Source organism: Paenibacillus spiritus (assembly GCF_008710135.1).
Taxonomy (GTDB): Bacteria; Bacillota; Bacilli; order Paenibacillales; family Paenibacillaceae; genus Paenibacillus_AQ; species Paenibacillus_AQ glufosinatiresistens.
In genome coordinates this window covers 18,575-40,388 of sequence record NZ_VYKK01000022.1, presented here as the reverse complement: position 1 = coordinate 40,388, position 21,814 = coordinate 18,575, and the positions used below count along the sequence as shown (strand labels likewise).

At 59.1% G+C, this 21,814-nt stretch carries 20 protein-coding genes; 5 read left to right on the top strand and 15 right to left on the bottom strand.

What is annotated here, in order from left to right:
- Positions 1-146: 146 nt before the first annotated feature.
- Entirely contained in the window at positions 147-995 is an 849-nt protein-coding gene (locus F4V43_RS15125; RefSeq protein ID WP_150459091.1) for a DegV family protein, read from the top strand.
- A gap of 70 nt (positions 996-1,065) precedes the next feature.
- Here the strand turns inward: F4V43_RS15125 and F4V43_RS15120 are convergent, their stop codons facing one another.
- The 5 genes from F4V43_RS15120 to F4V43_RS15100 form a co-directional block, all read right to left on the bottom strand.
- The gene (locus tag F4V43_RS15120) at positions 1,066-2,670 is read right to left on the bottom strand and encodes a PAS domain-containing protein (RefSeq protein ID WP_150459090.1); all 1,605 of its coding nucleotides are present in this window, start codon (positions 2,668-2,670) and stop codon (positions 1,066-1,068) included.
- An 89-nt stretch (positions 2,671-2,759) separates the two neighbouring features.
- Positions 2,760-3,446 (bottom strand): ABC transporter permease, encoded by a 687-nt coding sequence (locus F4V43_RS15115; RefSeq protein ID WP_150459089.1) that lies wholly within the window; start codon positions 3,444-3,446, stop codon positions 2,760-2,762.
- Positions 3,439-4,362 carry an ABC transporter ATP-binding protein gene (locus F4V43_RS15110; RefSeq protein ID WP_150459088.1) on the bottom strand — a complete coding sequence of 308 codons (924 nt, stop codon included), beginning with the start codon at positions 4,360-4,362 and terminating at the stop codon, positions 3,439-3,441. The genes F4V43_RS15115 and F4V43_RS15110 overlap by 8 nt, the downstream gene beginning before the upstream one ends.
- A gap of 102 nt (positions 4,363-4,464) precedes the next feature.
- The gene (locus F4V43_RS15105; protein ID WP_223879914.1) at positions 4,465-5,433 is read right to left on the bottom strand and encodes a sensor histidine kinase; all 969 of its coding nucleotides are present in this window, start codon (positions 5,431-5,433) and stop codon (positions 4,465-4,467) included.
- On the bottom strand, positions 5,430-6,209 hold the full coding sequence (locus tag F4V43_RS15100; protein WP_150459087.1) for a response regulator transcription factor: 780 nt from the start codon (positions 6,207-6,209) through the stop codon (positions 5,430-5,432). The genes F4V43_RS15105 and F4V43_RS15100 overlap by 4 nt, the downstream gene beginning before the upstream one ends.
- A 194-nt stretch (positions 6,210-6,403) precedes the next feature.
- Between F4V43_RS15100 and F4V43_RS15095 the strand changes: the two genes are divergently transcribed.
- Positions 6,404-7,882 (top strand): SpoVR family protein, encoded by a 1,479-nt coding sequence (locus F4V43_RS15095; RefSeq protein WP_150459086.1) that lies wholly within the window; start codon positions 6,404-6,406, stop codon positions 7,880-7,882.
- Positions 7,883-8,038: 156 nt separating this feature from the next.
- Here F4V43_RS15095 and F4V43_RS15090 read toward each other — a convergent pair whose 3' ends face one another.
- The 5 genes from F4V43_RS15090 to F4V43_RS15070 all read right to left on the bottom strand — a co-directional run bounded on the left by F4V43_RS15090 (position 8,039) and on the right by F4V43_RS15070 (position 14,475).
- Positions 8,039-10,276, bottom strand: coding sequence for an LTA synthase family protein (locus tag F4V43_RS15090; protein ID WP_150459085.1), 2,238 nt, complete (start codon positions 10,274-10,276; stop codon positions 8,039-8,041).
- Between the two features lie 149 nt (positions 10,277-10,425).
- The gene (locus F4V43_RS15085; RefSeq protein ID WP_150459084.1) at positions 10,426-11,115 is read right to left on the bottom strand and encodes a hypothetical protein; all 690 of its coding nucleotides are present in this window, start codon (positions 11,113-11,115) and stop codon (positions 10,426-10,428) included.
- Positions 11,112-12,008, bottom strand: coding sequence for an ABC transporter ATP-binding protein (locus F4V43_RS15080; protein WP_150459083.1), 897 nt, complete (start codon positions 12,006-12,008; stop codon positions 11,112-11,114). The genes F4V43_RS15085 and F4V43_RS15080 overlap by 4 nt, the downstream gene beginning before the upstream one ends.
- Positions 12,005-12,364 carry a GntR family transcriptional regulator gene (locus F4V43_RS15075; RefSeq protein WP_150459082.1) on the bottom strand — a complete coding sequence of 120 codons (360 nt, stop codon included), beginning with the start codon at positions 12,362-12,364 and terminating at the stop codon, positions 12,005-12,007. Before F4V43_RS15075 ends, F4V43_RS15080 begins: the two co-directional genes overlap by 4 nt.
- Before the next feature lie 215 nt (positions 12,365-12,579).
- Positions 12,580-14,475, bottom strand: coding sequence for a PrkA family serine protein kinase (locus F4V43_RS15070; RefSeq protein WP_150459081.1), 1,896 nt, complete (start codon positions 14,473-14,475; stop codon positions 12,580-12,582).
- 203 nt (positions 14,476-14,678) lie between these two features.
- On the opposite strand from F4V43_RS15070, the gene F4V43_RS20105 reads away from it, so the two are divergent.
- A complete protein-coding gene (locus tag F4V43_RS20105; protein ID WP_411898466.1) occupies positions 14,679-15,680 on the top strand; it encodes a DUF2161 family putative PD-(D/E)XK-type phosphodiesterase in 1,002 nt (333 codons plus the stop codon).
- Here F4V43_RS20105 and F4V43_RS15055 read toward each other — a convergent pair.
- Both F4V43_RS15055 and F4V43_RS15050 read right to left on the bottom strand, forming a co-directional pair.
- Positions 15,677-16,897, bottom strand: coding sequence for a PLP-dependent aminotransferase family protein (locus F4V43_RS15055; RefSeq protein WP_150459080.1), 1,221 nt, complete (start codon positions 16,895-16,897; stop codon positions 15,677-15,679). The genes F4V43_RS20105 and F4V43_RS15055 overlap by 4 nt on opposite strands.
- Before the next feature lie 73 nt (positions 16,898-16,970).
- Positions 16,971-17,627: a response regulator transcription factor gene (locus F4V43_RS15050; RefSeq protein ID WP_150459079.1), complete on the bottom strand. Its 657-nt coding sequence runs from the start codon at positions 17,625-17,627 to the stop codon at positions 16,971-16,973.
- Positions 17,628-17,838: 211 nt separating this feature from the next.
- Between F4V43_RS15050 and F4V43_RS15045 the strand changes: the two genes are divergently transcribed.
- Together F4V43_RS15045 and F4V43_RS15040 are read left to right on the top strand one after the other, a co-directional pair.
- Positions 17,839-18,246, top strand: coding sequence for a hypothetical protein (locus tag F4V43_RS15045; RefSeq protein WP_150459078.1), 408 nt, complete (start codon positions 17,839-17,841; stop codon positions 18,244-18,246).
- On the top strand, positions 18,243-19,310 hold the full coding sequence (locus F4V43_RS15040) for a phosphodiester glycosidase family protein (protein ID WP_150459077.1): 1,068 nt from the start codon (positions 18,243-18,245) through the stop codon (positions 19,308-19,310). The genes F4V43_RS15045 and F4V43_RS15040 overlap by 4 nt, the downstream gene beginning before the upstream one ends.
- 239 nt (positions 19,311-19,549) lie before the next feature.
- Here F4V43_RS15040 and F4V43_RS15035 read toward each other — a convergent pair whose 3' ends face one another.
- From F4V43_RS15035 to serC, 3 genes are all read right to left on the bottom strand, one after another.
- A complete protein-coding gene (locus tag F4V43_RS15035; protein ID WP_150459076.1) occupies positions 19,550-19,804 on the bottom strand; it encodes an AbrB/MazE/SpoVT family DNA-binding domain-containing protein in 255 nt (84 codons plus the stop codon).
- A 131-nt stretch (positions 19,805-19,935) separates the two neighbouring features.
- A complete protein-coding gene (gene trmL / locus F4V43_RS15030) occupies positions 19,936-20,400 on the bottom strand; it encodes a tRNA (uridine(34)/cytosine(34)/5-carboxymethylaminomethyluridine(34)-2'-O)-methyltransferase TrmL (protein ID WP_150459075.1) in 465 nt (154 codons plus the stop codon).
- Positions 20,401-20,515: 115 nt separating this feature from the next.
- A complete protein-coding gene (gene serC / locus F4V43_RS15025) occupies positions 20,516-21,625 on the bottom strand; it encodes a 3-phosphoserine/phosphohydroxythreonine transaminase (RefSeq protein ID WP_150459074.1) in 1,110 nt (369 codons plus the stop codon).
- Between the last annotated feature and the right edge of the window lie 189 nt (positions 21,626-21,814).

The window sequence follows — 21,814 nt, the reverse complement described above, 5'->3', positions numbered from 1 at the left end:
TCCGGATGCCGTTACATTCCCGATTACGAACCATTACCCCGGGAGGGACAGATTGGAAACATGCCTAAATTCGGGTTCAAGGTTTATGATTCGCCCCAAGCTTGGTATAATTAGGACGTACCTGATCATCGGCGAAGGAGAAGCACATGCCCACTGTAAAAATATTCACCGACAGCACGTCCGATTTGCCCGGATATTGGCAAGACCGCTATGACATCGGGGTCATCCCGCTGTATGTCGTGTTCGGCAATGATACCCGCCGGGACGGGATCGAAATTACGCCGGATGACGTCTACCGGCAGGTTGCCGCCGAAGGAGCGCTGCCCAAGACTGCGGCGCCTTCGCCGGCGGATTTCATTCGAGCGTTCGCACCGGCTGTTGAACAGGGCCGCGATGTCGTCTATCTCAGTCTCTCGTCGTCCCTGTCTTCTACATACCAGAACGCCCTGATCGCTGCGGGGGAGTTCCCCGAGGGCCGCGTTCATGTGGTGGACTCCGAATCGCTCTGCGGGGGCATTGCCCTGCTTGCCGTCCGGGCAGCACGCGCCGCCGAGAACGGCGCCGGCGCGGCCAGCATTGTCTCGGCGCTGGAAGATGAACGCCGACGCCTGAGCACCGAATTTGTTGTAGATACACTCGATTATCTGTATATGGGCGGCCGGTGTTCCGGTATGGCGAATTTTATCGGAAGTCTGCTCAAGATTCGTCCCGTCCTTCGGCTTGTGGAAGGCAAGATTCTTCCGATCGGCCGGATTCGCGGCAAGAAAGAGAAGGCCGTGGAGCAGATGCTGAACCATGCCCTGGAGAATCTGGACGTGATCGACCGCGAACTGATTATTGTGGCCCATACCCAGGCCCCGGAGGATGCGGAGTTTCTGCGCCGGGCGCTCCAGGAATCAACCGGAGCCCGGGAAATTGCCGTGATTGAGGCCGGCTGCGTCATTGGCAGCCACTGCGGCCCGCACACGGTCGGACTGATGTTTCTTAAATCCTAAATTTCCGGCCCCATAAGCAAAGGCCGTGGCTCCGGTGCACAAGCGCCGGCCGCCACGGCCTTTGGCCTTTCTAGACATAGCTGTTCTTATTACCGGTATCCTTACCCTCATCCTCATTCTCATCCTCATTTTCATCCTCGTCCTCATCCTCGGAGTCCAGCGACAGCCGGCTGACCGGGAGCAGGAACCGGAAGGCCGATCCCATTCCTTCCTCACTCTCGACAAAGATCGTTCCGCCCATCAGCTCAACCAGCTGCTTGCATATGGCCAGTCCCAGGCCGGTCCCTCCGTACTTGCGGGTAATGGAGGGATGAAGCTGCGAGAACGAAGTGAAGAGCAGGTCCAGCTTGTTCACGGCGATCCCGACACCGGTATCGCGGACCGAGAATTCTAGGAGGCCGCTCTCTGAGCCGGGCAGCGGAATGCTTTTGACGGACAGGTTAATGCTGCCCTTCTCGGTGAATTTCAGCGCATTGCCGACCAGGTTCACCAGCACCTGCCGCAACCGCACGGCATCCCCCTCGACCAGCTCCGGCACGCTCGTATCCGCCCACCAGCGCAGCGCAAGCCCCTTCTCCTCCGCCTTCGGCATGAACAGATCAATGACGCCGGAGACCACCCCTCGAAGGTCGAACCAGTCGGACTGCAGCTGCATTTTGCCGGCTTCCATCTTGCTGAAATCGAGAATATCGTTCAGGATGCCGAGCAGACTGTAGCTGCTGCTTCGCAGAATCTCGGCGTACGCCCGCTGTTCTTCGGTCAGCTCGCTGTCGGCGAGCAGGTCGGCCATCCCGATGATGCCGTTCATAGGAGTGCGGATCTCATGGCTCATCATCGCCAGAAATTCCGACTTGTGCCTCGCGGTCTGCTCGGCCATCTCCTTGGCGCGGATGATCTCCCGCTCTCCGGTAATATCGCTGAACGCAACCACGACGCCCTCTACGCGTCCCTGCTTCAGTATCGGCGATACTTGGTAATTCACGAAGAAGCTGGTCCCATCCTTGCGCCAGAAAATCTCTTCGCTCATCCGGCGGGTAACCCCGTCCGCAATCGTCCGGGTAATCGGACACTCCCGGGAACAGTAGGGCGATCCGTCCGGCCGGGTATGATGAACCTGCCTTAGACTGTGGAGGCCCATTGCTTCCCTGTACGTATAGCCGAGCATCTCAAGAGCCGCCGGATTGGCAAAGACCATGCCGCCCTCTTCATCCAGTACGAAAATCCCCTCGGTCACGGAATCGAGTATCCGTCCGTGCCAGCCTCCCCCGTTCCGTTCCGATTCACCGGGCCCTGCTTCGGGTCTGCGGAGAATGGCAAAGACGCCGACAACTTCTCCTTCGCCGCGAATCGGGGCAAAGCTTAAATCCACGTACTGCAGAAGTCCGTCCGGTTCCTTGTAGGCAAGCTTCATCCGGGAGGCTTCTCCTTGCAGCGCCCGCTCAAAGCACTGGCGGGCTTCACTCCGGCTATCGAACAGCAGAAAGCTCCGGATCCATTCGCCGACGTCTCCGGAGGTAATCGCCCGGCCGCAGATCGACATGCGGTTCGCATCCATCAGCTGTCCGTCCAGGCTCAGTATGTAGATCGGATCGGGATGTTCCGCATATAGATCACGGAAGATCCCGGCCCCGGCAATCATTCGCTTCAGCACAGCAGTCTTGTCCTTGTGCACCATCCACTTCCCCCCTGCGCTGTATCTGCCTTCATTATAGCAAAGTTTGTCACATCCGGGCAGGTAACTTCGTTAAATTTAATCCATTTGGCTTATCCGACTACATCGTCGGTCTCCACGCGCCGGATGGCAAGCCAGGCAATGAAGAGACCGGCCAGGCAGAGCGCAATCGAGATGCTCGCGAAGTTCTCCAGCCGCAGGCTCCCGAACCCGGAGGAGGTCAGCGAGATGATGAGAACCGACGATACAATCGTTGTGGGAACCGATTTGCGCCGCATTCCGAAGAAGAGCGGAATCATGGCAATTCCCGAAGCGTACACCGCATTGAGTCCGGCCTGGGCCAACAGATTTTGGACCAGTTCCCCCGTCAGCGGCTCCGCAAAGTGATGGGTTCCGTGAATAATTGCTGCCAAAGCAGCGCCCAGCACCAGCTCCGAGAGCAGAATATTGACGAAAGTGAAGATAAAGACGATCATCAGCTTCGCAAGCATCATCGTGCGGCGGGGAATCGGGTACATGAAGAGCAGCGAGATGGTCTGACTCCGGTATTCCTCGATCACCAGCCGGCTGATGACAACGGATGCGAAGACGACGAAGGTAGCCTTGCAGAAGAGGAACAGACCCTGCATGGCTTCCGTCCAGGTCGAGAAGTCTCCGTCCTCGGCACTAAGGAGCAGGCCGACCATAAGTCCCAGAATGCAGAGATTGGCGATCAGCACGCCTTTGAACAATCCGCCCAGACGATGCTTGCGCCATTCCAGCGACATGAGTTTACGCAACGTCTCCACCCCCGATCAATTCCATAAAGTAGTCTTCCAGCGACTGCGACTTGCGGCTGAAGCTGTCCAGCGGAACGTCCGCTTCCACAAGTGCCCGGTTGATGCTCTGAAGCGACACTGCAGAATCGTAAATCCGGATGATCCGTTCTCCGGCCAGTTTGTATGAGCCAAGTCCCAGCTTCCGTTCCAGAACGGCCAGCGCTCGGGACGTATCCGGGGTGACCAGCTCGATATAATCGGTATCGCGGCCTCGGACTTCTTCCATCGCCACTTCCCGGACAAGCCGTCCGCTTCGAATAACGCCGATCGTATCCGCAATCTGCTCGATTTCGCCGAGAATATGGCTGGAGATCAGAAGTGTCATGCCATAGTCTCTGCTCAGACGCCGGAACAGTTCGCGCATCTCCCGGATGCCGACGGGGTCCAGACCGTTGATCGGTTCATCCAGGATGAGCAGCTCGGGCCGGGTCATCATTGCCCGGGCAATACCCAGGCGCTGCTTCATACCGAGCGAGTACTGCTTCACCGGCCGGGAATCGCGCAGATCCAGTCCCACCGCCGACAGCGCATTGTCGACCGCTTCGGGATTGTAATATCCCATGTACTCGCCATGCAGCTCCAGGTTCTCCCGGCCGCTCAGCCGGTCATAGAAGACGGGGTATTCAATGATGCAGCCCATCCGCTTCAGCAGCTCCAGCGACTGTCCCGCCCGGACGGGATTGCCCAGAAATTCGATCTCTCCGGCCGAGGGCCGCACGAGTCCGGTTATCATCTTCATGACTGTCGTTTTGCCGGCTCCGTTCGGGCCAAGAAATCCGTAGATTTCACCTTGTCTGATCGTCATGCTGATGTCCTTCACGGCTTCCTTGCCGTCAAAGGTTTTGCTCAACCGGTCGGTTCGCAGCAGGGTTGTCATGTCTTCCCTCTCCTTTGCTGTACGCTGTATGCTTCATGTCTTTATTGTACAGACCGGATTTTGCTTTTTTCTTAACCGATTCTTACGAAAATCTTAAGCCGCTCACAGCCGCTCCCGCATTCTCGGAAAAGCTGCCGTAAAGGCCGCGCCCTGTCCGGGAACGCTGTCCACCGACAGGCTCCCGCCCATCTGCTCCGTCAGCCGCTTCGTAATCGCAAGCCCCAGTCCGCTTCCCTGGTAGCCCCGGTTGCGCGAATCCTCCAGCGTGTAGAGCCGCTCGAAGATCCGGTTCTGCTCGGAGGCCGGAATGCCTTTGCCCCGGTCCCAGACCACGGCGCACACCTGCTTCTCCCGGGCATATACCCGAAGGCCGACTACGCCGCCGTCGCTGCCGTAGGCAATGGCGTTGGAGAGAAGATTGGCCAGCACCCGGTCCAGTGCCTCCGCGTTCGCCAGGCAGTAATACGGCTCCTCCGGAATCTCGATCTCTACCCGGAGTCCACGGCTCTCCAGCAGCTCGTAGAAAGCCAGAATTCCGCGCCGTCCGGCTTCATTCAGCTCGGTTCGGGACAGCGGCAGTTCCGTATCCCCCGCCTCCAGCTTCGCCAGGTCGAAGAAGCGGTTCATCAGCGCGATGACTTCCTCGGCTTTGCGGTGAATCATCCCGAGCATCCGCAGACGCTCTTCCTCCGGGATGCCGTTCTCTCCGCCGCGCTCCAGCATCTCGATATAGCCGAGAATGACGGTCAGCGGCGTCTTCAGATCATGCGAGACATTGGCAAGCATCCGGCGAAGCGACTGCTCCAGACGAGCGCGCTCGACGTTGCCGCTGTGGTTGTGGTCCAGGAGCCGGTTAATGTCGGTCAGCAGCCGCCGCATCTGCGGTTCTTCGCTGAAGAGCAGCAGCCGTTCGTTCGTCTTCCGGTCGATGATCATCCCCAGCTTCTCATGGATGTAATCGAGCTGGCGGCCCAAATTGCCGGCCTTCCGCCGCTGCCACAGGGCGGCCAGCCCGGCGGCCGCGGCCAGCAGCGCCAGAGCGGCTATGTATATTCCCGGGGTCATCGTCATGCGAACGATTCTCCCAAGCGGTAGCCGATGCCCCACAGCGTCTTGATGATCTCGGGCTTCGACGGGTCCTCCTCAATCTTCTCCCGGAGCCGTCTCATGTGCACATTGATGACGTTCTCGTCCCCGTAATACGCGTCCTGCCAGACCGCGGCGTAGACCTGGGCTTTCGTGAATACCCGTCCGGGATGCTCGGCGAACAGCTTCAGAATCTGGAATTCCTTGGCCGTCAGCCGGACCGGTTCGCCGTTCTTCACGGCGCTGTAATTGTCGAGATCGACGGTCAGGCTGCCGAGGGACAGCAGCCGGGGCTCCGGCTGCGTTCCGGAATCGGCGGAAGTGCCCGCTGGCTGCCCTTCCGGCAGAGCGGACGCGTCCGGGACCGCTGTCGCCGAAGCGGCGGCATAGCCGGCCCGGCGGATGGCCGCCTGGACTCTGGCCGTCAGCTCGATCATCGAGAACGGCTTGGTGATATAATCATCCGCCCCGAAGCCGAGCGACAGCGCCTTGTCCAGTTCGCCGTCCTTGGCGGACAGGATCAGCACCGGGACGAGGCTCTCGGCGCGGATCAGGCGCAGCACCTCGGCGCCTCCGAGCTTCGGCAGCATCAGATCGAGCAGGACGAGATCGAAGCCGCCCCGCTCCCGGCGGAAGGCCTCGACCGCCGCCTCTCCGTCATACGCGGGGGTGACCGCGTAGCCTTCTTTTGACAAATAGGACGAGACCATCCCGCTGATCGCCTCATCGTCTTCCACCAGCAATATATGCCGTTCCGTCATGTTCCCTCTCCTTTGTGCGCAGGGCTCTATCTCAAGTTAAATGTAAGTATAGCAGATTCTCCCTGCGGTGTGAGGCAACGGGCGGGCTTCCGGTTGAAATGGCATACCTCATGCCCCCGCCTCATATACATCCTAGATAAGCGGCCTGCCGCCTGCTCTATGGCGGGTCCTGCACAGACGGGAGGGATGGGTGCGTGCCCAGCAGTGAGATTGCCGCGCTGGAGCGGGCGATTGCCGAGATTACGGAGATCGCGACCGGCTTCGGCCTCGACTTCTATCCGATGCGCTATGAGATCTGTCCGGCGGACATCATCTATACGTTCGGCGCCTACGGGATGCCGACCCGGTTCGGCCACTGGAGCTTCGGCAAGACGTTCCATAAGATGAAGTCCCAATACGACTTCGGCCTCAGCAAAATCTATGAGCTTGTCATCAACTCCAACCCCTGCTACGCCTTTCTCCTGGACGGCAACAGCCTCGTCCAGAACAAGCTCATCGTCGCGCATGTCCTTGCCCACTGCGACTTCTTCAAGAACAACATGCGCTTCTCCGCCTCCAACCGCAACATGGTGGAGAGCATGTCCTCCACCGCCGACCGCGTGGCGGAGTACAGCATCCAGTACGGGATCGACGAGGTGGAGCGCTTCATCGACGCCGTGCTGGCGATCCAGGAGCACATCGATCCCGGCCTCCTGCGGGCCGGCAGCACAGCCGGCCGGCAGAGCACCGTCCGCAAGCCGCCGGGCGCAGCGGACGGCGGGCGGCTTGCTGCCGGCAGCCGGGCTCCGGGCAGCCCGGGCAGGACGGCCGCCGGCGGGGGAGCGGCCCGCGGAGGCGCGGCGAACCCGCCTGCCGCGCCCCCCGGTCCCTACGACGAGCTGTGGAAGCTCGACGGAACGCCTTCCCCCGCCCCGAAGGAGAAGGCGGGGGAGCGGCGCTCTTTTCCCGAGGAGCCGGAGAAGGATCTGGTCTGGTTCATCCAGCAGTACTCCCCCGTTCTCGCCGACTGGCAGCGCGACATCATGACGATGCTCCACGACGAGATGCTCTACTTCTGGCCCCAGATGGAGACGAAGATCATGAACGAAGGCTGGGCGTCGTACTGGCATCAGCGGATCATGCGCGAGCTGGACCTTACTTCCGAGGAGACCGTGGAATACGCCAAGCTGAATTCGGCGGTCGTGCAGCCGTCGCGGCAGAGCCTGAACCCCTACTACCTCGGCCTGAAAATCTTCGAAGACATCGAACGCCGCTTCGACCGGGACAAAATCTTCGAGGTGCGCGAGCTGGACTCCGATATTTCGTTCATCCGCAGCTATCTGACGAAGGAGCTGGTGCAGGACCTCGATCTGTACGTCTTCGAGAAGAAGGGCCCGGAATGGAAGATCACCGACAAGACCTGGGAGAATGTCCGCGACCAGCTCGTGCAGGCCCGCATCAACGGCGGCAATCCCTATCTGGTTGTCCAGGACGCCGACTATGACCGCAACAGCGAGCTGTACATCGCGCACCGCTATGAAGGCATTGAGCTGGACCTGAAATACCTGGAGCGGACGCTGCCTTATCTCCATGCGCTCTGGGGCCGGACCGTGCATCTGCAGACGGTGATCGAAGACAAGAAGGCGCTGTTCTCCTACGACGGCAAGAAGGTAATCCGCAAGTTCCTTCAATAAGCCTTCAAGACTTCGTGAAATTCCGCCAAAAAAAGAGGGTTCCACGGCCGCCTGTACGGCGGACTGGAACCCTCTGCTATTTGCTCCGCATCACGCCGCCGCTTGGCCGGCAGCGGAAAGCGCCGCGCCCTTGGCGCCATAGGTGCTATGGACGGTCTACTTCTTCTCGTCCGTGTCCAGTTCATGCACCTTCACGCTCACCGGCTCGGCCGAGGCGGACGGTGCGGGCGAGCCGGATGGCGCGGGCGAGGCGTCCGCCTTGGCATAATCGACGATAATCGCCTTCACCTTGAGGCTCTTCGCGGTATCGGCAGCATCCGAAGCCTGGAAGAGCGACGTCATCCGGAACGAGAAGCCGCTGACGGCGTGCTCGTTGTAGAAGCGGTACTTCAGCACGCCGGTGCGGTTCTCCGGCGTAATCACGTCCTTGATGTCGTGCGTGGTGTAGTCCTGGAATTCCACGGTCAGCCGGTCGTCCGGTCCGATCGACGAGGCGTCGTACTCGAAGCTGATGGTGACATAGGATTTGGCCGGGAGGGACAGGAACTGCCCGTCGGTAATGAAGTTGGTGACGGCGTGCTTAAGCGTCATGTCCTTATTCCTGGTCACCACGATCGACTTGTCGCCGGAGGAAGACTTGTCGATGTAGTTTTTGTAGGTCAGAATGCTCTTCTTCAGCTCGCTGTCCTTCATGGAGGTCTTCGTGTAATCATTGCCGAACATTTCGCCGTTGTCGGTCGTCAATTGGTAGAGCTGGCCGCTGTTGTCGACCTGATAGACTTCGCCCTTCTTGACCGAATAGAAGACATCCCCGTTATAGTGGGAGGCGAACAGAATCGGCGATTCCCCGGAATAGTCCCGGAAGAGGCTCCGGCCGGTCAGGGCCGTGTCCAGCGAAGGGTCGGCGTAGTCGAGCACCGAGTTCAGGACATCCTTCTGGCCGTAGACGCCCTCATTGACCACTTGGCCCTGGATATCCGGCGAGTAGGCGGCGAAGATGCCCCAGTTCGATCCGTAAGGCTGATCGTTGACGCCGTGCGACTCATCGGAGACGAACAGCACCAGCGTGTTCTTGCCCCACTCCGAGGCGTTGATATAATCAATGAAGTCGGACAGCGCTTCGTCGAGATAGGCGACCGCGGCTGCCTTCCGGCTCGGATAGTCGGCTGCATAGGAATCCGTTACCGCGTAAGGGTGATGCGTGCCGACTGTCAGCATGGCGGCGAACCACGGCTTGCCCTTGGCGTTCAGCTCGTCCAGATGCGTGCGGCTCTGCTCGAAGAACGCTTTGTCGTCCGGCCCCCAGCCGAACGGCACGTAAGCGTTCTTGAAGCTCTCGCCTCCGATGACGGTATCGAACCCGGCTGCGGTCATGAAGTCGCCTTTGGACATATAATCCAGATTCGCGGCCTGGATGAATTCAGTCGCGTACCCGCGGTCCTTCAGCAGCTGCGGCAGCAGCGCCGCCCGGGTAGCCGGGTCCTGCTGCAAATACTCGTACGCCTTCGGCGTCGAAGCGTCCAGCTTCGGATAGTCGCCGCTGATCAGCGAGTACATGCCCCGAATCGTCTGGTTGTTGTGCGTGATGTAGTTGGGGACGACCAGACTGTGATTCTTGATCTTCTCCAGGCTGTCCATCCGGATGTCGTTCTTCACGCCGAGCAGCTCCTGATTAAATGGAGAGTACGCGCCCGGAATTCCTTCCATAACGACCATGAGAACGTTCTTGCCGCCGGTATGGTTCTCCAGCAGGTATTCGCCGTCCTCCAGCTTCTGCGAGGTATCGATCTTCTGCTCGATGTCGGGCGGATAATCGGTCAGGTTGTCCGCATTGAAGGTCATCAGAGCCACGGAGTTGCTGATCGAAGCCGACATGAAGTTGCCGGTCTTCCAGTCCCCGCCCGAGTTGACCGCGACTACGGCGTAGAGCAAAAGTACGCCTGCGAATGCAGCGGTCCGGTAGCGGGCCCGGCGGGCAATGCCCGGCAGCCGGTTAAGGCAGAACACCGACGCCAGCAGAGTAACCGCGAGCAGCGTCGTGTACAGCGGGAAGCTGACATGAAACAAGGTGCCCTTGATGAATTCCGCGTCGGAAGCCATCTTGATGTCGTTGATGTTGATGACATGGTCGAGGGCATAGATATATTCCACGTTGGCCAGATGAAAGACGCCGATGACGACGGCCAGCAGATAAGGCAGAACGCGCAGCAGCTTGCCGGCCGCATAGAGCAGCGCCAGCACGAGCAGCCCGGCGAAGGCATCCTTAAGAAAAGGCAGCGCAAGTCCCGACAGACTTGCATCAAGGTTCTTCTGGGAATAGAGCAGGGTGCGTCCATAGCCGAACACCGCAATAAAAAGCACGGGCGGTATCAAATAAAGTAAACGCTTCTTCATGTTCTCGCTCCTGACATTTAACACAAATTGAACAATCGTTTACTATTATATAATACTTTGTCCCCGCCCGGTCTTAATATTTGTTGAAAATCAAAGAGGATGCCTCCCTGCGAAGCTTCAGGGATGGCATCCTCTATCCGGCTGTCCGCCTATCCTTCCGCTCTGCGAAGCAGCAGGAAGGAACCCAGCAGGAAAGCCGGCAGCAGCGGCAGGCTCCGCAGCGTCCACTGCAGCGCCGTATCCGACTCATGCGCCGCGAACCAGTCTGTTATTCCGTTCTGAACGTCCGGCAGTCCTCCGGCCAGAGCGGCCGCCGCAGCCAGCACGCCGAAGAAGATCCAGACCGCTCTTCCGCCGAACCGCCGGTGCAGGCTTCCGAGAAAATAACCGAAGGCATTGAAATTCATCAGAAACAGCCAGTAGATGAAGAACAGCTCGGCTGCATTGGCGCCGCTCAGGTACGGCAGATTGAAATAATGCAGGTGCTGTCCCCAGTAATCGACAGCCTTCTCCATATAGCTCAGCACCAGATAGACAGCGGCCGTTGCGGCGCTTGCGCAGGCCAGAAAAGCCGTGCTGCTGAGAAAAAAGTCCGTTCGCCGGAGACTGATGCCGATGGCATACGGAAAGGTCTGGGCAATGAGCAGAATGCTGTAGACAAAGCCGAAGATCAGCAGAACTGAAATGGAGCCGTTGTAGCGTTCCCCGGTTCCGGCATCCCCGAATTTGCCTGTAAGCAGCGTGATGACAAGGATGGATGCCATCACCAGCCACGGTGTCTTGAGATAGCCCTTGAACCCTTTGGCATGGAGCCTCCAGGCTCCCTGAAATCCGCTCATACCGCTTCCTCCTCCTTGGCCGCAACCGCCGGGCCTGTCATCTGCACCATCAATTCCTGCAGCGATACCGCCGACAGCTCCACGCCGAACTGCCCGGCCTTGGAACGAGCCATGGCATCCATCCGTTCATGCACCGTCGCCTTGAGGTAGCCTCCGATCGCTTCCCGGCTCATGACCTTGCGGCCTGCGAGGAACGCCTCCACTTTTGAAGCGGGTCCCATGACCGTATAAGCGCTGCCGCGCAGTTCGTCGGCGTCGGTATCGAGGATCAGACGCCCCTTGTCGATCAGCAGAATATGTTCCAGAATCCGGCTGACTTCATCTATAAGATGCGTAGAGAGCAGAATCGTCCGCGGATGGAGACTGTAGTCCTCCAGCAGGCGCTCATAGAAGAGACTGCGGGCCACGGCGTCCAGGCCCAGATAGGGCTCGTCGAAGAGGGTCAGGGGCGCCCGGCTGGCAAGGCCGGTGACCACACCGAGAGCGGAGAGCATGCCGCGTGACAGCTTCTTGATGATCCGGTTGGCCGGAAGCTCAAATTCTTCCCTCAACTGTTCGGCGAATGCCGCATCCCAGTTCGGAAATACGGCTCCCGCAATGTCAAGCGCGTCACGGACCTTGAGAGAGTCGGGGTACTGCTGGCTCTCCTTGATGAAGCAGATTCGCTCCAGCACCCGGCGATTCTCGTAGGGATGTTCCCCGAAGATGCGGATTTTGCCTTCCGTTGCCTGAAGCTGGGCAGTCAGCATGCGCATCAGCGTTGTCTTCCCCGCCCCGTTGCGGCCGATCAGGCCGTAGATTCGTTCTTCCTCCAGAGCAAAGCCGACCTTCTCGACAACCGCCGTCCGGCCGTAACGCTTGCTCAGACCCTCGGCCCTCACGATCTCTGTCATAGCTCTCTCGCCCCCTTCGCGATCATATCGCATACCTGCTCGGTGGTAATGCCGAGCTTTCTGGCTTCCTGAAGCAGCGTGTTGATATACAGCTGATAGAACTGTTCCCGCCGTTTCTCCATAAGCTTCTCTCTCGCTCCTTCCGCCACGAACATTCCGATCCCCCGTTTCTTATACAGAATGCCTTCATCTGCCAGCACATTGACCCCTTTGGCCGCTGTCGCCGGGTTGATCTGATAGAGCGAAGCGAACTGGTTCGTCGATGGAACCTGGGCCTCTTCCGGCAGCCGCAGCTCCAGGATGTCGTTCTCGATTTTCTCGGCAATTTGTTGAAAGATCGGCCGGTTGTCGTCCATGCTTCACCTCTCCGTCCCACGGTTCATTGGTTAATTACTCATGTAAGTAACCATACAACCAAAGAAGCGAACTGTCAACAGGCGGGCACAGCTTCTCCCCGAATCCCCCGGATCTTACGCCAAAAAGGCCCTGCCCGTTGGGCAGGACCATCAGCGAAAAGAAAGCCGGGCGGCGGTTCAGGCCGCCGGATTCCTGGCGGGCAGTCCGCAGATTCCTAGCGGTTCAGCAGGCTCCCGACGTAGCGCAGCAGTTCATTGGCGCAGGTCGGGCAGTAGCCGTGATCGTCGATCAGGCGGCGGCTGACCTCGTTGATCCGTTTGAGCTGGCTTTCGTCGGGCGTTTTGGACGAGGTGGTGATTTTCACAATATCCTTGAGGTCGGCGAACAGCTTCTTCTCGATCGCTTCCCGCAGCCGGTCATGGTTGCTGTACTCGAACTTCTTGCCCTTGCGGGAATACGCCGAAATCCGGATCAGAATCTCTTCGCGGAACGCCTTCTTGGCGTTCTCGGAAATACCGATCTGCTCCTCGATCGACCGCATGAGCCGTTCGTCCGGCTCCATCTCTTCATCGGTAAGCGGGTCCCGGATCTTGGTCCAGTTGCAGTATGCTTCAATATTGTCGAGATAGTTCTCGAACAGCGTCTTGGCCGATTCGTCGAATGAGTACACGAACGCCTTCTGGACTTCGTTCTTGGCCAGCGCGTCGTACTCCTTGCGGGCAATGGAGATGAAATTGAGATCGCGCTCCCGTTCTTCCTTCGTGATCGACGGATGCTGATCCAACCCGTCCTTGATCGCCCGGAGCACATCGAGCGCGTTCATGCACTGCAGGTCGCCCTTGATTAATGCGCTGGAGATGCGATTGATGACATAGCGGGGGTCGATGCCGGACATCCCTTCATCCAGATGCTCGTTCTGCATTTCCTTCAGGTCCGCTTCCTTGTAGCCTTCCACTTCCTCGCCGTCGTACATCCGCAGCTTCTTGACGAGGTCCATGCCCTGCTTCCGGCTCTCCTTGAGCCGGGTCAGTACCGAGAAGATCGCGGCGGCACGCAGCGCGTGGGGCGCGATATGCACATGCTTCATGTCGCTCTGCGCGATCAGCTTGGCGTAGATTTTCTCCTCTTCCGACACCTTCAGATTGTACGGGACCGGCATGACGATCATCCGGGACTGGAGCGCCTCGTTCTTCTTGTTGGCGATGAAGGATTTGTACTCTGTCTCGTTGGTATGGGCCACAATCAATTCATCGGCGCTGATCAGCGCGAACCGTCCGGCCTTGAAATTGCCCTCCTGGGTCAGGGACAGCAGGTTCCACAGGAATTTCTCGTCGCATTTCAACATTTCCTGAAATTCCATCAGGCCGCGGTTGGCTTTGTTCAGCTCGCCGTCGAACCGGTACGCCCGCGGATCGGATTCCGAGCCGAATTCCGTAATCGTCGAGAAGTCGATGCTCCCTGTCAGGTCGGCGATGTCCTGCGATTTCGGATCAGACGGGCTGAACGTGCCGATGCCGATGCGGTCCTCTTCGGATAACAGCACGCGGACGACCTTCACGCGTTCGATATCGCCGCCGTATTCGGTTCTCAGCCGCATTTGGCAGGACGGGCAGAGATTGCCCTCGATTCGCACCGACAGTTCCCGTTCGATCTCGGGCCGCAGCTCATGCGGGATCAGATGCAGCGGTTCCTCGTGCATCGGGCAGCCTTCAATCGCGTAGACCGCTCCCTGCTGGGTACGGGAATACTGCTCCAGCCCCCGCTTAAGCAGCGTCACAATCGTCGATTTGCCGCCGCTGACCGGTCCCATCAGCAGCAGAATGCGTTTGCGGACATCCAGCCTTCGGGCCGCAGAATGGAAGTATTCCTCCACCAGCTTCTCGATGGCCCGGTCCAGACCGAAGATCTCCTGTTCAAAAAATTTGTATCGCTTGCGCCCGCCCATCTCCTCCACTCCGTGCGACTGGATCATGTCATAGACCCGGGCATGGGCCGTCTTGGCGGGAGAGGGGTCCTGATGCAGTAATTCGATATATTCCTTAAAAGTTCCGCTCCAAGCCAACCGGTCGTTCTCTGCCCGATACGATGCGATACGCTCAAAAATGTCCATTGCTTGCTGCCTCCTCACCTTGCGCTCTTCTCGTCGGCCCGGCCGACTGCCCGCGCCGTGCCGTGCTTCTGTCCGTTCCCGCCGCCCCGCCTCGCTCTTTTAGCACTGAAAAAAGTGTATTACATACCTATGCGCCGGGTATCGCGTAGTTGACCACTTTTTTGCTGTGCTATAATAGGGATTCAAGAAAGGGGAAGGCGAAGATGGCGGTGCGTCACGAGACGGAGCTGTACGCTCCATTGAAGGCTTTCTTTGAGGCCAGGGGGTACGAAGTGAAGGGGGAAGTGCGGTCGTGCGATCTGGTCGGTCTCCCGCCGGAAGGGGGGCCGCCGCTCATCGTGGAAATGAAAAAGACGTTCAATCTGCCGCTGCTGCTGCAGGGACTTGAACGCCAGAAGCTCAGTCCGGTTGTCTACCTGGCGGTAGAACGCAACCGGACCAAGAAGGGTGCCGCGAACCAGCGCTGGGGCGAGATTACCGGCCTGTGCCGGCGGCTCGGTCTGGGTCTGGTAACCGTCATCTTCTACAAGACAAAAGCTCCGCTCGTCGAGGTGCTCGCCGAGCCGGAGAACGCCCAGCCTGTCCGCCGTCCCGGACGGCGGCAGGAGCGGCTGCTGCGGGAATTCCAGGAACGCAGCGGCGATTTCAACGTCGGCGGCAGCACCCGCGTCAAGCTGGTGACGGCGTACCGAGAGAAGGCGCTGCGCGTTGCCAGCGCCCTGGAGGCGGCGGCGCGGGAAGCCGCCCTGCAGGCCGCCGAGGCTGCCGAGGCTGCCGGTACAGCCGGAGCGGCTTCCCGCGCCGGCAGCGCGGCGTCCCCGGCTGCGGCCGAAGGGGACGCGCCGGGCGAGAGCGCCGCGGCGGAGGCTGCTGCGCCGCGGCATAACAAACGCCGCTCTCCGGCGGAAGGCCGGACAGCGGCGCAAGGCGGCGGAAGCCGGGCGGCTCAGCCCGGCGGCATCACGCCGGCGGAGCTTCGCCGGCGCAGCGGGGTGCCCGCCGCAGCGGACATCCTGCAGCGGAACTACTACGGCTGGTTCCGCCGGACCGGGCGGGGCCGCTACGAGCTGACGGCCCAGGGGCAGGCCGCGCTGCTGGAATATGCCGCCGTCTCGGTCCGGCAGAGATTCGCTGCCGCAGCGCACGGCGAGTCGTCCGCCCCGGACGGCAAGGGCGGCGAGGCCGGACCCGGGCGGCCGCTCTAGCTGCGGGCCGTGAACTCTGCCACGGCTTCGCCGAGCAGGTTCATCCCGAGCAGCAGCTCGTCCCGGCCCGGGTGGCTGAAGTTCAGCCGGATGTATCTCCGGCTGCCCCCGTCCGGGCTGCACAGAGGGCCCGGCAGGAAGGCGACGCCTTTCGCCAGCGCCGCCTTCAGCAGCACTTCGGCATCCAGCCCTTCCGGCAGGCAGACCCACAGGAACATGCCGCCTCCCGGATACCGGTAAGCGGCCTCCTTCCAGGCGCTGCGTTTCAGCAGCTCCGCCATCAGCTTGAGCCGGGTATGGTATTCCCGGTTCAGCAAGGCAATGTGGTCGCGAAGATCGAACGCGGTCACATCCAGCAGATGATAGAGCAGCCGCTGATTCAGCGAGCTCGATTGCCAGTCCGCCATGCCCTTCGCCGCTGCCATCATGGCGATGATTTCCCGGCTCCCGGCCGCCCAGCCCGTCCGCAGCGCGGGAGCGACCGTTTTGCTGAACGAACCGATATACAGCACATGCCCCGAGACCGTATTGTTCTCCAGGGCGTACAGCGAGGGATAGCGGACAGACGGCGGCTGGCTGTAAGAATGAAAATGCAGATCCCCGTAGGAGTCATCCTCCACAATCAGCACATCCCGCTCCAGACACAGCTCCAGCACTTCCTTGCGGCGCTGAACGCTCCAGAGAATGCCGCTCGGATTCGTGAAGTTCGGCGCCGCGAACAGAGCTTTCGGCCGATGCCGGTCCAGCAGTTGGCGCAGATGCTCGGGATGAAGACCTTCCCCGTCCCCTTCGGCGGCAATGATGACGGCTCCCTGCATCCTTAGCGCCTGTAATACGCCGGGAGAGGTCGGATTCTCGACGAGCACCCGGTCGCCGGGGTCGATGTAGACCCTCGCGAACAGATCGACGGCTTGCTGGCTGCCCGTGGTGAGCAGCACCCCTCCCTCGCCGACATGGACGTCCTTGCTCTTCAGCCAATCTCCGATCAGCCATTCCCGAAGCGGCGCATAGCCCTCCGGATCACCGTACTGCAGCGCCTGGGCATCCGCCGAAATGACGGAGGCTGCGGCCTCGGCCAGCATCGGCAGCGGGAACAGTTCCTCGGCGGGCAGTTCCTCGGCCAGCGAAATCAGCGATCCCCGCCGCGCCTGCATCCGAATGCCAAGCAGCGGTGAACGCAGCAGCGTATAAGCCCTTTCGGAAAACTCGTACTTCATGTCCGCCCCCCTCTCTTGCACCAGCCTATTCCGTTTCCGGCGGCTTTATGCTCCGGGCCGGGACCGCCCGGCTTCAGGCATAGACGGGAGCGCCGCCCCGGGAGTAGAGCGCGAACTGCTCAATGGCCTGGGCCCGTGTTGAAACGTCGAGTTTAACATAAATCTTGCGCAGGTAATTGTCAATGGAACGCCGGCTGACATCCAGCTCAACGGCAATCTTGTCGTATGTAATCCCCTGAACGATTCGCTCCATAATGAAGATTTCCGTCGGGTTCAGCTTCATCAGCTTCTCGTTTCTCTTGTGGGCCGCCGGGTTCCAAGGCCCCCGGGACAGCCAATCCAGCGGCATGGAGAGAAACCCCTGCCGAAGTCCCCGAATCATCTGGAGCAGCTGCTGCGGAGAGGCTTCCCGCGGAAGAATTCCGCTTGCTCCCTGCTCGATCAGCGGATAGAATCCTTCTCCCTCTTCCAAATCGGCTATCAGAATGTAATAGGTAGTCGGACAGGCCTTCTTCAGCCCCGGGAGCAGCGCGCCCAGCTCTTCCCGGTTCAGTTCTCCGTCCACCAGCACCACATCCGGAGACAGCTCCTGCACAGCCGCTGCCGAAGCAAAACCGCAGGGCAGCATTCCGGCCACCTCCAGATCCCCGTCTTCCTCCAAAATCAGCTTTGTTCCCAGCATCCCCGTAGGGTAATTGCCCATAATAACAACCCGCCAAACGTTGTTCATCCGTGCCTGAACCTCCTGCTAGATCTAGAATAAAAATCCTGCCTCCGTGTGAAAGAGCTATGCCTGATTTTTCAGTATAGATGAAATTGTATAACATCCGTTTCCAAAAGCGCAATGATTTTCTTCCTGTTTTTTCCTCCTGCCATTTTGCGAAACCTATCATGATCTGCTAGAATGGGAACTTGATCTTTAGATTTGAGGTGATTGAGGCATGCAACCGTCAACGGAACCGTCCGGTGTCTACCCGCGCCGGAATACTGCACGAAACGGCTCCTCCGTCAAATGGTTTCTGCTGTTCTGGGTTCTGGTCATCGCGGCCGGAGGCTACGGCACCTACCGGTACACGCATCAACTGAAGAGCCAGGTCCTGGAGCAGCTCACCGTCCAGAGCCAACAGCAGCTCGCTGCCGTCCAGGCCGATTACGACCGGAAGCTGTCCGCTCTGACCGCCGAGATCGGGGAGCTTCAGACCCAGGTCCAGACATTCAATGAACTGCTGACGTTCACGAAGGACAACGCCAACACCAAGACAGACAACAGCAACAAGCTCTATACGCAGCTTGCCGAAGTCCGCAAGCAGCTGGATGCCTTGAAGAAAGAGATGGATCTGCTGAAATGATGACGCCGGTCAAACGCGTGAACCGCTTCTTACTTCTCGCGACAGCTCCTTTCTTCGGGCTCTTGCTCTGTCTGATGCTTGTTCAACCGGCGTTGGAACTGGATTTGAAGACAGAGCTGTACTCTCCCGCGGACGGGCCGCTGGCCGAGGCCGCCAGGCTGAAGGGCGAGCTGCAGACTGCCGGGCACACGGCCGCAGAGACCGCGCGGACGATCGGAGACAGTGTCAAGCTGTACAACCGGACCACGGCCGTAATGAACGGCATCGTCGTTCAGGCCAAGGCTCAGGCCGGACGTCCGGCTTCTATATACAACCGGCGCATTCAGACGCGTCTGGGGTGGCCGCTCAAGATCGTCGACAGCCAGCGGATCAATCTCGAGCTGTACCGGATCAACCCCGGCAGCTATAACGGTTATGCCCTGAAGGTGAAATTGAAGGACCCTTCCGCCATGGCCATGAGTCTCGGAACCGGCAGTCCGGGCAGCTCCGAGACGACTCTGCAGGCGGTTCTCCGTAGCGGAGCGGTGGCCGGAATCAATGCCGGCGGATTTGCAGACCGGAGCGGCAAGCGCTACCCGCTCGGCACTACCATGATCGGCGGGCAGTATGTGGACGGATTCCAGCCCAGCTCCAAGAACCTTACTTTTGTCGGATTGAACAAGAAGGGGAGACTGATCGGAGGCGCATTCTCCTCCCGGAGCCAGCTGGACCGGCTCCAGCCTTCCTTCGGCGCTACCTTCGTCCCGGTTCTTCTGCGCGGCGGCGTTCCGCTTCCGATTCCGGAGAAATGGAGAACATCGCCGACCCGCGCTCCGCGTACCGTAATCGGGAATTATAAAGACGATCAGCTTCTCGTCCTTGTCGTCAACGGCTACAATGAATCAGGCAACTCCGGCGCGACGCTGGCGGAGCTGCAGAACAAGCTGCAGGCGCTCGGCGTTGTCGATGCCTACAATCTGGACGGGGGCGGCTCTTCCTCGCTTATTCTGAACGGAACCGTGCTGAACCGTCCTTCGGACGGAAGGCTGCGGCAGGTGCCTACCCATTTTCTGTTCTTCAAATAACCGAAGACGGCGCATGAATCTCCCGCGCTTGCACAGAAGCCCTGCATCCGAATGGATGCAGGGCTTCTGTGTGTTTACGTGTGTCTTCCTGCCGCTTAGGCGGTGCTTGCCGCACCGGTAACCGACCGGAAGGGGCTATGTATCCAGCAGGACCTCAGGCCGTGGGGTTGTAAGCCAGGTCACGGTCCTTAACGGACTGCGCCGTCAGGCGCTTCGTGCAAGCCGAAGAATGTCCCTGCTTACGCGTGGCGCTGAAGCTGGGTCATTTCATTCAGGCATTGTCCGCAAATATAGCGTTCCTTGTACTCGCTGACTTCTTCCATCGAGCCGCAGAATACGCATTTCGGGCGATACCGTTCCAGAATGATGTGATCGCCCTGAACCAGAATTTCGACAGGGTCTCCTTCATTCATCTGGTACCTTTTGCGCAAGGATTTTGGCAGTACAATTCTGCCCAATTGATCGACTTTGCGGACTACACCAGCAGGCTTCATTTCTTGCTTACACCTCTCCTGTTATACGAATATTGAATCTTTATTCCTGTTGCCATATTCATACTTTTCGCTAAAGCTTCTGTCGAATCCTGCTGAAAATTATGACTTTTCAATATTTTCTCAAATTTTCTTTAGGTAAGACCCGGAAAATCAAGCTGCCGAAGCGCCTCGTAGACGATAATGGCTGCGGAATTGGATAAATTCAGCGAACGAACATCCCCGCTCATCGGCATTCGCATGAGCGAATCCTTGCCCTGTTCCAGAATTTCGGGGGATAATCCCTTCGTCTCCTTCCCGAAGACCAGGAAATCTCCGTCCCGGAAGGAATAATCCGTATACCGTTTGTCGGCCTTCGTCGTTGCGTAAAAGAAACGGCCCTCCGGGTACATTTGTCTTACTTCCTGAAAAGAGTCGTGATACTCGATATGGACTGCCGGCCAATAATCCAGTCCCGCCCGCTTAAGGGCAGCGTCGTCGGTCCGGAAGCCGAGCGGACGGACCAGGTGCAGATGGGTGCCGGTTGCGGCACAGGTCCGCGAGATGTTGCCGGTGTTGGCCGGAATCTCCGGTTCCACCAATACGATATGAAGCGCCATGATGAATTCCTCCTCTGGTTGTATTATACGCCATCTTCCAGACAAAAACGCCTCAGCCCTCCACCCGGCAGGGCGGAAGGCTGAGGACGGACGGTTCGATCGAATCGGGAACAGATTAAGCCTGCGTCTTCTGGAAATGCGTCATGTAATCGGCCAGTGCCTTGCAGCTCTCATAAGGCACCGCGTTGTAAATCGATGCGCGCAGTCCTCCGACGCTTCGGTGGCCCTTCAGACCGACAAAGCCTTCCGCTTCGGCGCCTTTGATAAATTTCTTCTCCAATTCCTCGGATTCCATCCGGAACGTAACGTTCATAATGGAACGGCTTGCTTCTTCGGCGACCCCGCGGTAGAAGCCTCCGCTTCCGTCGATGGTCTGATAGAGCAGCCCGGCCTTCTCGCGGTTCTTCGCCTCGACGCCTGCAAGACCGCCCTGCTCTTCCACCCATTTCAGGACCTCATTGACCATATAGACGGAGAAGGAAGGCGGCGTATTGTAGAGCGAATTGTTCTTGTAATGCGTGCTGTACCGCATAATGGTCGGGATATGGGAAGGCGATTCCGCAAGCAGCTCTTCCTTGGCGATCACAACGGTGACGCCGGACGGGCCCAGGTTCTTCTGCGCCCCGGCATAGATCAGCCCGAACTGGTTGATATCCAAGTCATGGCTCAGTATATCGCTGGACATGTCGGCAATCAGCGGCAGCTTGCCCGAATCCGGGAACTTGAAATACTGCGTGCCTTCGATCGTTTCATTGGATGTGATGTGCAGGTAGGCCGCGTTCTCCGCAGGAACAATAGCATTCAGATCCGGAATGGCCCGGAACTTCTGCTCCTCCGAGCTGGCTGCCACATGAGCGCCTCCGAGCAGCTTCGCTTCCTTGTAGGCCTTGTCGGCCCAACTGCCGGTCATGACATAGCTTCCGACCTGGCCTTCCTTCAGGAAATTCATCGGTACCATCGCAAATTGGGTCGTAGCCCCTCCCTGGAGGAACAGTACTTTGTATCCGGCCGGATTGCCGAGGAGGCCAAGCAGCCGTTCCTGCGCTTCGTTATGCACAGATTCGTATATCGCCCCGCGGTGCGACATTTCCATGATCGACATTCCGCTGTTGCGGAAATCTACAAATTCCGACTGTGCGCGTTCCAGAACCGGCAGCGGCAGTGCGGCCGGGCCCGCATTGAAGTTGTACGCTCTTTTGCTCAAATGAACTCCCCACCCTTTCATCTCTCATCACAATGGATATCTGCTATGATAGCAAGTATCTGACATGGCAGCAAGTATAAATATTCACAACTAAAGCGCGTTGAACGGACAAAAGTTCCTGTTCCCGATAAATATGCAGCCGTCTGTTTGTCCTCCGTCCGGAGCCAAGAGACCTTCAGTCACGGACGGACGCTCGGGGAGAGGCGCTTG

Coding starts and splice junctions, on each gene's coding strand:
- F4V43_RS15120 (WP_150459090.1), bottom strand. CDS start 2,670: ATGGTGCACAAGGACAAGACTGCTGTGCTGAAGCGAATGATTGCCGGG.
- F4V43_RS15070 (WP_150459081.1), bottom strand. CDS start 14,475: ATGGACATTTTTGAGCGTATCGCATCGTATCGGGCAGAGAACGACCGG.
- F4V43_RS15110 (WP_150459088.1), bottom strand. CDS start 4,362: ATGACAACCCTGCTGCGAACCGACCGGTTGAGCAAAACCTTTGACGGC.
- F4V43_RS15075 (WP_150459082.1), bottom strand. CDS start 12,364: ATGGACGACAACCGGCCGATCTTTCAACAAATTGCCGAGAAAATCGAG.
- F4V43_RS20105 (WP_411898466.1), top strand. CDS start 14,679: ATGGCGGTGCGTCACGAGACGGAGCTGTACGCTCCATTGAAGGCTTTC.
- F4V43_RS15100 (WP_150459087.1), bottom strand. CDS start 6,209: ATGACGGAACGGCATATATTGCTGGTGGAAGACGATGAGGCGATCAGC.
- F4V43_RS15080 (WP_150459083.1), bottom strand. CDS start 12,008: ATGACAGAGATCGTGAGGGCCGAGGGTCTGAGCAAGCGTTACGGCCGG.
- F4V43_RS15085 (WP_150459084.1), bottom strand. CDS start 11,115: ATGAGCGGATTTCAGGGAGCCTGGAGGCTCCATGCCAAAGGGTTCAAG.
- F4V43_RS15105 (WP_223879914.1), bottom strand. CDS start 5,433: ATGACGATGACCCCGGGAATATACATAGCCGCTCTGGCGCTGCTGGCC.
- F4V43_RS15045 (WP_150459078.1), top strand. CDS start 17,839: ATGCAACCGTCAACGGAACCGTCCGGTGTCTACCCGCGCCGGAATACT.
- serC (WP_150459074.1), bottom strand. CDS start 21,625: ATGAAAGGGTGGGGAGTTCATTTGAGCAAAAGAGCGTACAACTTCAAT.
- F4V43_RS15050 (WP_150459079.1), bottom strand. CDS start 17,627: ATGAACAACGTTTGGCGGGTTGTTATTATGGGCAATTACCCTACGGGG.
- trmL (WP_150459075.1), bottom strand. CDS start 20,400: ATGGCGCTTCATATCGTATTGGTGGAACCGGAGATTCCGGCCAACACC.
- F4V43_RS15035 (WP_150459076.1), bottom strand. CDS start 19,804: ATGAAGCCTGCTGGTGTAGTCCGCAAAGTCGATCAATTGGGCAGAATT.
- F4V43_RS15125 (WP_150459091.1), top strand. CDS start 147: ATGCCCACTGTAAAAATATTCACCGACAGCACGTCCGATTTGCCCGGA.
- F4V43_RS15040 (WP_150459077.1), top strand. CDS start 18,243: ATGATGACGCCGGTCAAACGCGTGAACCGCTTCTTACTTCTCGCGACA.
- F4V43_RS15055 (WP_150459080.1), bottom strand. CDS start 16,897: ATGAAGTACGAGTTTTCCGAAAGGGCTTATACGCTGCTGCGTTCACCG.
- F4V43_RS15090 (WP_150459085.1), bottom strand. CDS start 10,276: ATGAAGAAGCGTTTACTTTATTTGATACCGCCCGTGCTTTTTATTGCG.